The organism is Pseudomonas sp. NFIX10 (assembly GCF_900111955.1).
Taxonomy (GTDB): Bacteria; Pseudomonadota; Gammaproteobacteria; order Pseudomonadales; family Pseudomonadaceae; genus Aquipseudomonas; species Aquipseudomonas fluorescens_AA.
Map to the genome: position 1 here is coordinate 88,780 of NZ_FOKH01000007.1, position 12,590 is coordinate 101,369.

General features: G+C 61.0%; 12 protein-coding genes. 9 read left to right on the plus strand and 3 right to left on the minus strand.

Going from position 1 to position 12,590, the window contains the following annotated elements; genetic code table 11:
- Nucleotides 1-2: 2 nt before the first annotated feature.
- The 3 genes from BM321_RS08760 to BM321_RS08770 all read right to left on the minus strand — a co-directional run bounded on the left by BM321_RS08760 (nucleotide 3) and on the right by BM321_RS08770 (nucleotide 3,794).
- Nucleotides 3-1,316, minus strand: a complete 1,314-nt coding sequence (locus BM321_RS08760) for an MFS transporter (RefSeq protein WP_092442229.1) — start codon at nucleotides 1,314-1,316, stop codon at nucleotides 3-5.
- Nucleotides 1,317-1,727: 411 nt separating this feature from the next.
- The gene (locus BM321_RS08765; RefSeq protein ID WP_092442230.1) at nucleotides 1,728-2,969 is read right to left on the minus strand and encodes an HlyC/CorC family transporter; all 1,242 of its coding nucleotides are present in this window, start codon (nucleotides 2,967-2,969) and stop codon (nucleotides 1,728-1,730) included.
- A 12-nt stretch (nucleotides 2,970-2,981) separates the two neighbouring features.
- A complete protein-coding gene (locus tag BM321_RS08770) occupies nucleotides 2,982-3,794 on the minus strand; it encodes a cytochrome C assembly family protein (protein WP_092202315.1) in 813 nt (270 codons plus the stop codon).
- Between the two features lie 195 nt (nucleotides 3,795-3,989).
- On the opposite strand from BM321_RS08770, the gene ffh reads away from it, so the two are divergent.
- From ffh to thrC, 9 genes are all read left to right on the plus strand, one after another.
- On the plus strand, nucleotides 3,990-5,366 hold the full coding sequence (gene ffh / locus BM321_RS08775; protein ID WP_092331543.1) for a signal recognition particle protein: 1,377 nt from the start codon (nucleotides 3,990-3,992) through the stop codon (nucleotides 5,364-5,366).
- A gap of 251 nt (nucleotides 5,367-5,617) precedes the next feature.
- Nucleotides 5,618-5,869 (plus strand): 30S ribosomal protein S16, encoded by a 252-nt coding sequence (gene rpsP, locus BM321_RS08780; protein WP_003198088.1) that lies wholly within the window; start codon nucleotides 5,618-5,620, stop codon nucleotides 5,867-5,869.
- 5 nt (nucleotides 5,870-5,874) lie between these two features.
- Nucleotides 5,875-6,411, plus strand: a complete 537-nt coding sequence (rimM, locus tag BM321_RS08785) for a ribosome maturation factor RimM (RefSeq protein ID WP_058544503.1) — start codon at nucleotides 5,875-5,877, stop codon at nucleotides 6,409-6,411.
- Nucleotides 6,393-7,166 (plus strand): tRNA (guanosine(37)-N1)-methyltransferase TrmD, encoded by a 774-nt coding sequence (gene trmD, locus BM321_RS08790; protein ID WP_170842268.1) that lies wholly within the window; start codon nucleotides 6,393-6,395, stop codon nucleotides 7,164-7,166. Before rimM ends, trmD begins: the two co-directional genes overlap by 19 nt.
- 45 nt (nucleotides 7,167-7,211) lie before the next feature.
- Nucleotides 7,212-7,562, plus strand: coding sequence for a 50S ribosomal protein L19 (gene rplS / locus BM321_RS08795; protein ID WP_003175895.1), 351 nt, complete (start codon nucleotides 7,212-7,214; stop codon nucleotides 7,560-7,562).
- A gap of 132 nt (nucleotides 7,563-7,694) precedes the next feature.
- Nucleotides 7,695-8,591, plus strand: coding sequence for a site-specific tyrosine recombinase XerD (xerD, locus tag BM321_RS08800; RefSeq protein WP_092202311.1), 897 nt, complete (start codon nucleotides 7,695-7,697; stop codon nucleotides 8,589-8,591).
- A 300-nt stretch (nucleotides 8,592-8,891) separates the two neighbouring features.
- The gene (locus tag BM321_RS08805) at nucleotides 8,892-9,623 is read left to right on the plus strand and encodes a DsbC family protein (protein WP_092202309.1); all 732 of its coding nucleotides are present in this window, start codon (nucleotides 8,892-8,894) and stop codon (nucleotides 9,621-9,623) included.
- Between the two features lie 132 nt (nucleotides 9,624-9,755).
- Entirely contained in the window at nucleotides 9,756-11,060 is a 1,305-nt protein-coding gene (locus BM321_RS08810; protein WP_092442231.1) for a homoserine dehydrogenase, read from the plus strand.
- 104 nt (nucleotides 11,061-11,164) lie between these two features.
- Nucleotides 11,165-12,574, plus strand: a complete 1,410-nt coding sequence (gene thrC / locus BM321_RS08815; protein WP_060739054.1) for a threonine synthase — start codon at nucleotides 11,165-11,167, stop codon at nucleotides 12,572-12,574.
- Nucleotides 12,575-12,590 lie beyond the last annotated feature (16 nt).

Here is a 12,590-nt window from a genome sequence, read left to right on the forward strand (position 1 = left end):
CGTCAGGCGACCCGGTTCAAGTCGTTGTGGCGCGTTTCCTTCAGGCACAGTACGGCGATGACGCTGAGCAGCGCGGCTGCTGAAACATAGCCTCCGACATAGCTCAAGCCGCCCATCGCCACCAGTTTCTGGGCGAAGAACGGTGCCGCCGAGGCGCCGACGATACCGCCCAGGTTGTAGGCCGCCGAGGCGCCGGTATAGCGCACGTGAGTCGGAAACAGTTCCGGCAGCAAGGCGCCCATGGGGGCGAAGGTCACCCCCATCAGGAACAGCTCGATGCACAGGAACAGCGCCACGCCGCCGGTCGAGCCGTGGGTCAGCAACGGTTCCATGAGGAAACCCGAGGCAATCGCCAGCAGGCCGCCGATGATCAAGATCGGTTTGCGCCCGTAGCGGTCGCTGGCCCAGGCGGACAACGGCGTAGCGGCGGCCATGAACAGTACGGCGAAGCACAGCAGGCCCAGGAAGGTCTCGCGGCTGTAGCCGAGGGTGGACACGCCGTAGCTCAGGGAAAACACCGTCGAGATGTAGAACAGCGCGTAACACACCACCATCGCTGCCGCGCCCAGCAAGGTCGGCGCCCAGTATTGGCCGAACAGCTCGACCAATGGCACTTTGACCCGCTCCTGGCGGGCCATGGCATTGGCGAACACTGGGGTTTCATGGAGCTTGAGCCGCACGTAGAGGCCGACGATCACCAGCACGGCACTGAGCAGGAACGGAATCCGCCAGCCCCAGGCGCGGAACTGCTCGTCATCCAGGCTCATGGCCAGGGTCAGGAACAGCCCGTTGGCCGCCAGGAAGCCGATGGAAGGCCCCAGTTGGGGGAACATGCCGAACCAGGCGCGCTTGCCCTTGGGCGCGTTCTCGGTGGCCAGCAGCGCCGCTCCGCCCCATTCGCCCCCCAACCCCAGGCCCTGGCCGAATCGCAGCAGGCACAGCAGGATCGGCGCCCAGGCACCAATGCTGGCGTAGCCGGGCAGCACGCCAATAAGCGTGGTGCACACCCCCATCAGCAGCAGGGAGGCCACCAGCGTCGACTTGCGGCCGATCCGGTCGCCGAAATGGCCGAACAGCGCAGAACCCAGCGGACGGGCGAGGAAGGCGATGCCGAACGTCAGGAATGACGACAGCATCTGTGCCGTGCCTGAGGTTTGTGGGAAGAACACCGGCCCGATCACCAGGGCCGCCGCCGTGGCATAGACGTAGAAGTCGTAGAACTCGATGGCAGTGCCGATGAAACTCGCGGTCGCCACGCGAGTGGCCGAGTTGGTCGGCTGGGCAGGCACAGCCTCGTTGCAGGTAGCGGTCGTCATGCGGTTATCCCTGACAGTCATGTGCTCCGTTGGAGCGAATTATTATGGTCGAACGCCCAGGGATGGGGGCGGGTATCCCGTCGCTGTTTCGGGTAGGAACAGTCCCAGGGCTGATGCGGATTTTGTCGATGGTCTGGCCGGAACCGACCGGGCGCGGGGTAGGCACGGGGTTCGGGCGGAGCTGGGTAAGCGGGTTGAGTATAGGAAGGGGGCTAATGAATCAACAATACCTGTTGACGCCGAAACGAGCTTTTGTGGCGAGGGGATTTATCCCCGTTGGACTGCGAAGCAGTCCCAAAAAGACGTTGCGCCGAATCTGAGGCAACTGACTAACAGTTTGGGGCCGCTGCGCGACCCAACGGGGATAAATCCCCTCGCCACAACTGTGTTTCACTTTGGGACTGTTGGGAACTAAGAGGTGGCAGGCACCGAACTGTTATGCCACGCCAACACCTGGCTGACGCGGTTGTCCACGGTCTCGATGATTTCCAGCCGATAACGCCCGATTTTCAGGCAGACCGGGCTTTCGGGGATGGTTTCCAGGGCTTCGGTCACCAGCCCGTTGAGGGTCTTGGGGCCGTCGCAAGGCAGATGCCAGCCCAGGGTTCTGTTCAATTCGCGGATCGACGCCGCGCCATCGATCATCAGGCGGCCATCGGGCTGGGGATGGACGTGGGGGTTGTCGAGGCTGTGCTGGCTCTCGAATTCGCCGACGATTTCTTCGAGGATGTCTTCCAGGGTGACGATGCCCAGTACTTCGCCGTATTCGTCCACCACCATGCCCAGGCGCCGCTGCTGCTTGTGGAAATTCAGCAGTTGCAGCTGCAAGGGTGTGCTTTCGGGCACGAAGTAGGGTTCATGGGAGGCGGCCAGCAGCGCTTCCTTGGTCAGGCTCGCGTCCGCCAGCAGGTGACGGATCTGGCGGGTGTTGAGCACCGCTTCGACCTGGTTGATATCGCTGTGGAACACCGGCAGGCGCGTTCGTCGGTTCAGGCGCAACTGTTCGATGATCTCGCCGATGGGGTCGTCGAGGTTGATCCCATCGACCTCGCTGCGGGGCACGAGGATATCGTTGACGGTGATGTTGTCCAGGGCGTGGATGCCGGAAATCGGATGCAGCCGGCCACTGCCTTGCTCTGACTCCTGCTCGCTGCGTGGTGGCGCGGGCATTTCGTCGTCGCTCTGCTGCACCATGCCGGGCTTGCGGGCAAATGGACGCAGCAACAACTGACTGGTGCCATTCAACAGCCAGGCAAAGGGATAGAGGATCTTCAATGGTATGCCCAGCAAGGTATTACCCAGTGCCAGTACCGCGTCGGGCTGGCGGCTGGCCAGGGTGCGCGGCAGGTAGTCGGCGAACACCAGCAGGGCGGCGCTGGTGCCGAGCCAGGCGACCCAGGGGCCGTTTTCCAGCCAGGTAAAAATCGCCAGCAAGGTGCCGATGACCACGGCCAGGGCGCGACAGAGGGTATTGCACAGGATCAGGCTGGGCAGCGGGAAGCTCAATGTCGCCAGTGGTTTGTCACTGGCGCGCGAAGCCGTGCGCTGCGCCAGCAGGTATTGCTGGGCGGCTTCGATGGCCGTGAACAGGGCCGACCAGAGGATCAGCACCACCAGCACGGCGAACAACGGCGCTACGGGCAACGTATCCATCAGGGCCGTCCGTCAGATATGCAGGATGTATTCACGGACCAGCTTGCTGCCGAAGTACGCCAGCATCAGCAGGCAGAAACCGGCCAGGGTCCAGCGAATCGCTTTGTGCCCACGCCAGCCGAGGCGGTTGCGGCCCCACAGCAGCACGCTGAAGACCACCCACGCCAGGCAGGCCAGCAGGGTCTTGTGCACCAGGTGCTGGGCGAACAGGTTCTCGACGAACAACCAGCCGGAGATCAATGACAGCGACAGCAGACTCCAGCCGGCCCAGAGGAAACCGAACAACAGGCTTTCCATGGTTTGCAGCGGCGGGAAGTTGCGGATCAGCCCGGAGGGGTGCTTGTTCTTGAGCTGGTGATCCTGCACCAGCAGCAACAGGGCCTGGAACACGGCGATGGTGAACAGGCCGTAGGCGAGGATCGACAGCAGGATGTGGGCGAGGATGCCCGGCTCTTCGTCGATGATCTGCACGGTGCCCGACGGCGCGAACTGCGCCAGCAACACCGTGGCCAGCCCCAGTGGGAACAGCAGCACCAGCAGGTTTTCCACCGGGATGCGCGAGCAGGCCAGCAACGTCAGGGCGATCACGGCGACGGCGATCAGGCTGGCGGCGTTGAAGAAATCCAGGCCCAGGCCGATCGGCGTCATCAGGTGGGTATAAAGGCTGGCCGCGTGGCCGAGCACCGCCAGCACGCCAAGCGTGACCAGCAGGCGTTTGTTCGCCTTGGCACCGGTGGCCAGGCGGGTGCCTTGATAGAAGGTCGCAGCGGCATAAAGGCAAGCGGCGGCGAGGGTGGCAAGCAAGCTGGGTGACAAGGGGAGCATAAATCCTGTTAGGCAAGCCCGAAAGGCGCTGAGTTTGGCATAGAACCCCCTCCACACGAAAGACCACAGCAGGTGTACGCCGCACGCTTCTTCGCTATAATCCGCGACCTGCCCACGCCGCAGGCTCGCCGAGCACATTTTTCACGGTCTGGGCCGCCATTATCCCGGTCTCATCTGGGCCTGAAAGGATCGCGCATGTTTGAAAACCTAACCGACCGTCTCTCGCAGACGCTGCGCCATGTCACCGGCAAGGCGAAACTGACCGAAGACAACATCAAAGACACCCTGCGCGAAGTGCGCATGGCGTTGCTCGAAGCCGACGTCGCCCTGCCGGTGGTCAAGGACTTCGTCAATTCGGTCAAGGAACGCGCCGTCGGCACCGAAGTGTCGCGCAGCCTGACGCCGGGCCAGGCGTTCGTGAAGATCGTCCAGGCCGAGCTCGAAAGCCTGATGGGCGTCGCCAACGAAGACCTGAACCTCGCCGCCGTACCGCCAGCGGTGGTGCTGATGGCCGGTCTGCAGGGCGCGGGCAAGACCACGACGGCCGGCAAGCTGGCGCGCTTCCTTAAAGAGCGCAAGAAGAAGTCGGTGATGGTGGTGTCGGCGGACATCTACCGTCCGGCGGCGATCAAGCAGCTGGAAACCCTGGCCAACGACATCGGCGTGACGTTTTTCCCGTCCGACCTGAGCCAGAAGCCGGTGGACATCGCCCAGGCGGCTATTAAGGAAGCGAAGCTCAAGTTCATCGACGTGGTCATCGTCGATACCGCCGGTCGCCTGCACATCGATGAAGAGATGATGGGCGAGATCAAGGCGCTGCATGCCGCGATCAACCCGGTGGAAACCCTGTTCGTGGTCGATGCCATGACCGGCCAGGACGCGGCCAACACCGCCAAGGCGTTCGGTGATGCACTGCCGCTGACCGGCGTGATCCTGACCAAAGTCGACGGTGACGCCCGTGGCGGTGCCGCGCTGTCGGTACGGGCCATCACGGGCAAGCCGATCAAGTTCATCGGCATGGGCGAGAAGAGCGAAGCGCTCGAGCCGTTCCACCCCGAGCGTATCGCCTCGCGCATCCTCGGCATGGGCGACGTGCTCAGCCTGATCGAGCAGGCCGAGCAGACCCTCGACAAGGACAAGGCCGACAAACTGGCCAAGAAGCTGAAGAAGGGCAAGGGCTTCGACCTCGAAGACTTCCGCGACCAGCTACAACAAATGAAGAACATGGGCGGCCTTGGCGGCCTCATGGACAAACTGCCGAACATCGGTGGCGTGAACCTGGCGCAGATGGGCAATGCCCAGGGCGCGGCTGAAAAGCAGTTCAAGCAGATGGAAGCGATCATCAACTCCATGACCCCGGCCGAGCGCCGCGACCCTGAGCTGATCAGCGGTTCGCGCAAGCGCCGCATCGCCATGGGTTCCGGCACCCAGGTGCAGGACATCGGTCGCTTGATCAAGCAACACAAGCAGATGCAGAAGATGATGAAGAAATTCTCCGCCAAGGGCGGGATGGCCAAGATGATGCGCGGCATGGGCGGTATGTTGCCCGGCGGCGGCATGCCGAAAATGTAAAGAATCTGCGCCGGCTGTCGTGCCGGCGTTGCCCCGCACGGATGCGGGGATCTCCAGCAAACCCGTGCTATGCGGGAGCTGACCTGCCGTTTTTCATGACGGCTCTATGGCAAATCTTGATCGCATGGCGCATGGCGCCGGAAAAAGACATTTGCAAAAGTCCGGATATTCCTTAGAATATGCGGCCTTTCGGGCACCTATGCCCGCTGTGCATTTAGATTTGCAGCACCGACTACAGGAACGATGTTCACATGCTAACAATCCGTCTTGCCCTTGGCGGCTCCAAAAAGCGCCCGTTTTACCACCTGACCGTAACCGACAGCCGCAACCCGCGTGACGGTTCCCACAAGGAGCAGGTTGGTTTCTTCAACCCTGTTGCCCGTGGTCAGGAAGTTCGTCTGTCCGTGAACCAAGAGCGCGTAGCCTACTGGCTGAGCGTTGGTGCACAACCTTCTGAGCGCGTTGCTCAGTTGTTGAAGGAATCGGCTAAGGCTGCGGCCTGAGCAATATGAACGCGACGCCAAAAGATGCTGATGATTTGATCGTTGTCGGCAAGATCTATTCTGTACATGGCGTTCGCGGCGAAGTGAAGGTGTATTCCTTTACTGATCCGATCAAGAACCTGTTGGACTACAAAACCTGGACGCTCAAGCGCGAAGGTAGCGTGAAACAGGTGGAGCTGGTCAGCGGACGCGGGAACGACAAGTTCCTGGTCGCGAAGCTCAAGGGTCTCGATGATCGTGAAGAAGCGCGTCTTCTGGCCGGTTATGAGATCTGCGTGCCGCGCAACCTGTTCCCTGAACTGACCGACGGCGAGTACTACTGGTACCAGTTGGTGGGTCTGAAGGTCATCGACCATCTCGGGCAATTGCTCGGGAAAATCGATCACCTGCTCGAGACCGGTTCGAACGATGTCATGGTGGTCAAGCCTTGCGTCGGCAGCCTGGATGATCGCGAACGCCTGTTGCCCTATACCGAGCAATGCGTGTTGGCCGTCGACCTTGCCGCAGGCGAGATGAAGGTGGAATGGGATGCGGATTTCTAAACGTGGCTAATTTGCGCGTTGAAGTCATTACATTGTTTCCCGAGATGTTTTCCGCCATCAGCGAGTACGGCATAACCAGCCGCGCGGTGAAACAGGAGCTGTTGCAGCTCACCTGTTGGAATCCGCGGGACTACACCACGGATCGGCATCACACTGTGGACGATCGCCCGTTTGGCGGTGGTCCGGGCATGGTGATGAAGATCAAGCCCCTGGAAGATGCGCTGGTTCAGGCCAGGACGGCAGCCGGGGAGGGTGCGAAGGTGATCTACCTGTCGCCCCAAGGCCGCCAGCTGACTCAGTCGGCGGTACGCGAGCTGGCGAAATCGGATGCATTGATCCTGATTGCCGGCCGTTATGAAGGCATTGACGAGCGTTTCATTGAAGCTCATGTCGATGAAGAGTGGTCGATTGGCGACTATGTACTGTCTGGCGGCGAGCTGCCGGCGATGGTCCTGATCGATGCGGTTACACGACTGCTGCCTGGAGCTTTAGGGCATGCAGATTCCGCTGAGGAAGATTCCTTTACGGATGGTCTGCTGGATTGCCCGCACTACACCCGACCGGAGGTGTATGCGGATCAGCGTGTTCCCGACGTGTTGCTAAGTGGCAACCACGCGCACATCCGGCGTTGGCGTTTGCAGCAGTCCCTTGGTCGGACCTACGAACGACGCGCCGATCTTCTGGAAAGCCGCTCGCTTTCTGGAGAAGAGAAGAAGCTGCTCGAGGAATACATCCGCGAGCGGGACGATAGTTAACAACGTATCGATGGTGAGTCCGACGACTCGCCTTAGGAGCACAGCATGACTAACAAAATCATCCTTGCACTCGAAGCAGAGCAGATGACCAAAGAAATCCCTACCTTTGCCCCAGGCGACACCATTGTCGTTCAGGTGAAAGTGAAGGAAGGTGACCGTTCCCGTCTGCAAGCGTTCGAAGGCGTCGTTATCGCCAAGCGTAACCGTGGCGTGAACAGTGCATTCACCGTTCGTAAAATCTCCAACGGTGTTGGCGTAGAGCGTACTTTCCAGACCTACAGCCCGCAAATCGACAGCATGGCTGTCAAGCGTCGCGGTGACGTACGTAAAGCCAAGCTGTACTACCTGCGTGACCTGTCGGGTAAAGCAGCTCGCATCAAGGAAAAACTGGCTTAAGTCCAGCTTCCGATGCAAAAAAAGCAGCCTGCGGGCTGCTTTTTTGTTGCCTGCGATTTGCGCTTTGAGCACCCTGCATGGCTTCATTTTCCATTTCGATGCCGTGTGTGCCCGCATCCTTCAAGAGTTCTTATGCCAGCCATCGATCATCCGCTGATAGACCAGTTTCTCGACGCCCTGTGGCTGGAGAAGGGCCTGTCCGATAACACCCGCGATGCCTACCGCAGCGACCTGGCGTTGTTCAACGGCTGGTTGCAGGAAAATCACCTGGAACTGGTCAATGCCGGCCGCGAGTTGATCCTCGATCACTTGGCGTGGCGCCTGGAGCAGAACTACAAACCCCGCTCGACCGCGCGGTTTCTCTCCGGTCTGCGTGGGTTTTATCGCTATTTGCTGCGGGAAAAGCTGATTGCGGTAGACCCGACCTTGCGCGTGGAAATGCCGCAACTGGGGCGTCCGCTGCCCAAGTCCCTGTCGGAAGCCGATGTGGAAGCGCTGCTGGCGGCACCCGATCTCAGCGAGGCCATCGGTCAGCGCGACCGGGCCATGTTGGAAGTCCTGTATGCCTGTGGCTTGCGCGTCACCGAGTTGATCAGCTTGACGCTGGAACAGGTCAACCTGCGCCAGGGCGTGCTGCGGGTGATGGGCAAGGGCAGCAAGGAGCGGCTGGTGCCGATGGGCGAGGAAGCGATTGTCTGGGTCGAGCGTTATATGCGCGATGCCCGTCATGAATTGCTGGGCGGGCGCCCCAGCGATGTGCTGTTCCCCAGCTTGCGCGGCGAGCAGATGACTCGCCAGACGTTCTGGCACCGCATCAAGCACCAGGCCAAGGTGGCCGGGATCAATAAATCCCTCTCGCCCCACACCTTGCGCCATGCCTTCGCCACACACCTGCTCAATCACGGTGCCGACTTGCGGGTGGTGCAGATGCTGCTGGGCCATAGCGACCTGTCCACCACCCAGATCTATACCCACGTCGCCCGGGCGCGGTTGCAGGACTTGCATGCCAAACACCACCCTCGTGGCTGACATCTGCCGCGGTGTTGTCAATGCTGACGCCATCGCGAGCAAGCTCGCTCCCACATTTTGGAGCGGTGCCGGACCGCAATTGCGTGTCCACCACAAATCCCTGTGGGAGCGAGCTTGCTCGCGATGACGGCGTGTCAGCCGACATCAATCCTGTGTGTGCTTACAAAAGCGTCGTGCGTCAGCGGCATTCGGCCACGCCAGCCTTATGTGGTAGGCTTTGCCGGTTTGCACAGTGGGCGGTTGGAACCCGAATCTGCGGGTCGGCGTTTCCCGTCTCATTTGTTCGCCTCAGGAGTCCCCATGCGTTTGATCCAGATGTTCACCGCCGCCGCCATTGCGTTGGCCAGCACCTTCGCTGTCGCCGATGACGCGGCCGACAAGGCTATCCGCAAAAGCCTGGAAAACCTCCAGCTCGAAGTGCCGATCGAAGCCATCTCGGCCAGCCCCATGGCCGGCCTGTATGAGGTCAAGCTCAAGGGCAGCCGCGTGCTGTACGCCAGCGCCGACGGTCAGTACATCGTCCAGGGCAACCTGTTCGAGCTCAAGGACGGCAAGCCGGTCAACCTCACCGAGATGACCGAGCGCCAGGGCATTTCCAAGTTGATCAACGGCATTCCGGTCGCTGAAACCGTGGTTTACCCGGCGATCGGCGAAACCAAGTCCCACATCACCGTGTTCACCGACACCACCTGTCCGTATTGCCACAAGCTGCACGCCGAAGTGCCGGAGCTGAACAAGCGCGGCATCGAAGTGCGCTATGTGGCGTTCCCACGCCAGGGCCTGGGCTCGCCGGGCGATGAGCAGTTGCAGGCGGTCTGGTGCTCCAAGGACAAGAAAGCGGCCATGGACAAGATGGTCGACGGCAAGGAAATCAAGGCCGCCAAGTGCGAGAATCCGGTTTCCAAGCAGTTTGCGCTCGGACAGTCAATAGGCGTGAACGGTACGCCGGCGATTGTTTTGGCCGATGGTCAGGTAATTCCGGGCTACCAGCCGGCGCCACAAGTGGCCAAACTGGCCCTGGGCGCGAAATGAACATGGGCGGTCCGCTTTTGAAGATCACGGCTCGGCGAACACATTCGTCGGGCCGTTAAACACAGAGCCGCGTTGCTGCGCGGCTGTATTTCACGGCCGACCTTGCGTCGGCCGTTTCATGGGGAGTCAAGAGTGAATCCGGTCAAAGTAGGCATCTGTGGGTTAGGTACCGTCGGTGGCGGCACCTTCAACGTACTTCAGCGCAACGCCGAGGAAATTTCTCGTCGTGCCGGGCGTGGGATCGAAGTGGCACAAATTGCCACGCGCACGCCAAAGCCTCAGTTCCAGACGACCGGTATTGCGATTACCAACGATGTCTTCGAAGTGGCCACGAACCCTGAGATCGACATCGTCATAGAGCTGTTGGGCGGCTATACCGTTGCCCGCGAGCTGGTACTCAAGGCCATCGAGAATGGCAAGCATGTGGTCACCGCGAACAAGGCGCTTATCGCCGTTCACGGTAATGAGATTTTCGCCAAGGCCCGCGAGAAGGGCGTGATCGTGGCATTCGAAGCCGCCGTGGCCGGTGGTATCCCGGTGATCAAGGCGATCCGCGAGGGCCTGTCGGCCAACCGCATCAACTGGGTGGCGGGGATCATCAACGGCACCGGTAACTTCATCCTCACCGAGATGCGCGAGAAGGGTCGCACCTTCGAAGACGTGCTCGCCGAAGCCCAGGCCCTGGGCTACGCCGAGGCCGATCCGACGTTCGACGTGGAAGGCATCGACGCAGCGCACAAGCTGACGATCCTGGCGTCCATTGCGTTCGGCATTCCGTTGCAGTTCGACAAGGCCTACACCGAAGGCATCACCAAGCTGACCACTGCTGACGTGAACTACGCCGAAGCCTTGGGCTACCGCATCAAGCACCTGGGCGTGGCGCGCAGCACCGCCAGCGGCATCGAGCTGCGTGTGCACCCGACCCTGATCCCGGCCGACCGCCTGATCGCCAACGTCAACGGCGTGATGAACGCGGTGATGGTCAACGGCGATGCCTCTGGCTCGACGTTGTTCTATGGCGCGGGCGCGGGCATGGAACCGACGGCCTCTTCGGTCATTGCTGACCTGGTGGACGTGGTTCGCGCCATGACCTCGGACCCGGAAAACCGTGTGCCGCACCTGGCCTTCCAGCCGGATTCGCTATCGGCGCACCCGATTCTTCCGATCGAGGCGTGCGAAAGCTCCTACTACCTGCGCATCCAGGCCAAGGATCATCCGGGCGTGCTGGCCCAAGTGGCGAGTATCCTCTCGGAACGCGGCATCAACATCGAGTCGATCATGCAGAAGGAAGTCGAGGAACACGACGGCCTGGTGCCAATGATCCTGCTGACCCACCGCGTGGTCGAGCAGAACATCAACGACGCGATTGCCGCGCTGGAAGCGCTCCAGGGTGTCGTTGGGCCGGTGGTCCGTATCCGCGTCGAACATTTGAATTAATTTAGCGGCAAGTTATAAGCTGCAAGCCGCAACTAGAAGCCGAGCCGCTTTGACTTGACGCTTGCCGCTTGACCTTGAAGCTCAAACCGAAGGTTTGCCAAAAAATGCGCTATATCAGCACCCGCGGCCAGGCACCGGCCCTGAATTTCGAAGATGTCCTCCTGGCCGGCCTGGCCACGGATGGCGGTCTCTACGTGCCGGAAAACCTGCCGCGCTTCACCCAGGAGGAAATCGCCTCCTGGGCCGGCCTGCCGTACCACGAGCTGGCGTTCCGGGTCATGCGCCCGTTCGTCACCGGCAGCATTCCGGACGCCGATTTCAAAAAGATCCTGGAAGAGACCTATGGGGTCTTTTCCCACAATGCCATCGCACCGCTGCGCCAGCTCAACGGTAACGAATGGGTCATGGAGCTGTTCCACGGCCCGACCCTGGCGTTCAAGGACTTCGCCCTGCAACTGCTCGGTCGCCTGCTGGACTACGTGCTGCAAAAGCGTGGCGAGCGCGTGGTGATCGTCGGTGCCACCTCTGGCGACACCGGTTCGGCGGCCATCGAAGGCTGCAAGCATTGCGAAAACGTCGATATTTTCATCCTGCACCCGCACAACCGGGTCTCGGAAGTGCAGCGTCGCCAGATGACGACGATTTTCGGCGATAACATCCACAACATCGCCATCGAAGGCAACTTCGATGACTGCCAGGAAATGGTCAAGGCCAGCTTCGCAGACCAGAGCTTCCTCAAGGGCACGCGGCTGGTGGCGGTGAACTCGATCAACTGGGCGCGGATCATGGCCCAGATCGTCTATTACTTCCACGCGGCCCTGCAATTGGGCGGTCCGGCCCGTTCCGTATCGTTCTCGGTGCCGACCGGCAACTTCGGCGATATCTTCGCCGGTTACCTGGCGCGCAACATGGGGCTGCCGATCAACCAATTGATCGTCGCCACCAACCGCAACGACATCCTGCACCGCTTCATGAGCGGCAATCAGTACGTCAAGGAAACCCTGCACGCCACGCTGTCGCCTTCGATGGACATCATGGTGTCGTCGAACTTCGAGCGCCTGCTGTTCGACCTGCACGGTCGCAACGGTGCGGCGATTGCCGGGCTGATGGACAGCTTCCGCCAGGGCGGCGGTTTCAGCGTCGAGCCCGAGCGCTGGACCGAAGCCCGCAAGTTGTTCGACTCCCTGGCCGTGGACGATGAGCAGACCTGCGAAACCATCGCCGAGGTGTTCGCCCAGAGCGGCGAACTGCTCGACCCGCACACGGCCATCGGCGTCAGGGCGGCCCGTGAATGCCGTCGCAGCCTGGACCTCCCGATGGTGATCCTGGGCACGGCTCACCCGGTCAAGTTCCCGGAAGCGGTGGAGAAAGCCGGTGTAGGAAAAGCGCTCGAACTGCCTGCGCATCTTTCTGATTTGTTTGAGCGAGATGAGCGTTGCACCGTGTTGCCCAACGACTTGAAAGCCGTGCAGGCCTTTGTCAGCCAGCATGGCAATCGCGGCAAGCCACTCTGACCGGGTAAACCTGTCA

What these genes read in the sequence shown, in the direction of transcription:
- BM321_RS08760 (WP_092442229.1), bottom strand. Translation starts at nt 1,316, where the DNA reads ATGACGACCGCTACCTGCAACGAGGCTGTGCCTGCCCAGCCGACCAAC.
- BM321_RS08765 (WP_092442230.1), bottom strand. Translation starts at nt 2,969, where the DNA reads ATGGATACGTTGCCCGTAGCGCCGTTGTTCGCCGTGCTGGTGGTGCTG.
- BM321_RS08770 (WP_092202315.1), bottom strand. Translation starts at nt 3,794, where the DNA reads ATGCTCCCCTTGTCACCCAGCTTGCTTGCCACCCTCGCCGCCGCTTGC.
- ffh (WP_092331543.1), top strand. Translation starts at nt 3,990, where the DNA reads ATGTTTGAAAACCTAACCGACCGTCTCTCGCAGACGCTGCGCCATGTC.
- rpsP (WP_003198088.1), top strand. Translation starts at nt 5,618, where the DNA reads ATGCTAACAATCCGTCTTGCCCTTGGCGGCTCCAAAAAGCGCCCGTTT.
- rimM (WP_058544503.1), top strand. Translation starts at nt 5,875, where the DNA reads ATGAACGCGACGCCAAAAGATGCTGATGATTTGATCGTTGTCGGCAAG.
- trmD (WP_170842268.1), top strand. Translation starts at nt 6,393, where the DNA reads ATGGGATGCGGATTTCTAAACGTGGCTAATTTGCGCGTTGAAGTCATT.
- rplS (WP_003175895.1), top strand. Translation starts at nt 7,212, where the DNA reads ATGACTAACAAAATCATCCTTGCACTCGAAGCAGAGCAGATGACCAAA.
- xerD (WP_092202311.1), top strand. Translation starts at nt 7,695, where the DNA reads ATGCCAGCCATCGATCATCCGCTGATAGACCAGTTTCTCGACGCCCTG.
- BM321_RS08805 (WP_092202309.1), top strand. Translation starts at nt 8,892, where the DNA reads ATGCGTTTGATCCAGATGTTCACCGCCGCCGCCATTGCGTTGGCCAGC.
- thrC (WP_060739054.1), top strand. Translation starts at nt 11,165, where the DNA reads ATGCGCTATATCAGCACCCGCGGCCAGGCACCGGCCCTGAATTTCGAA.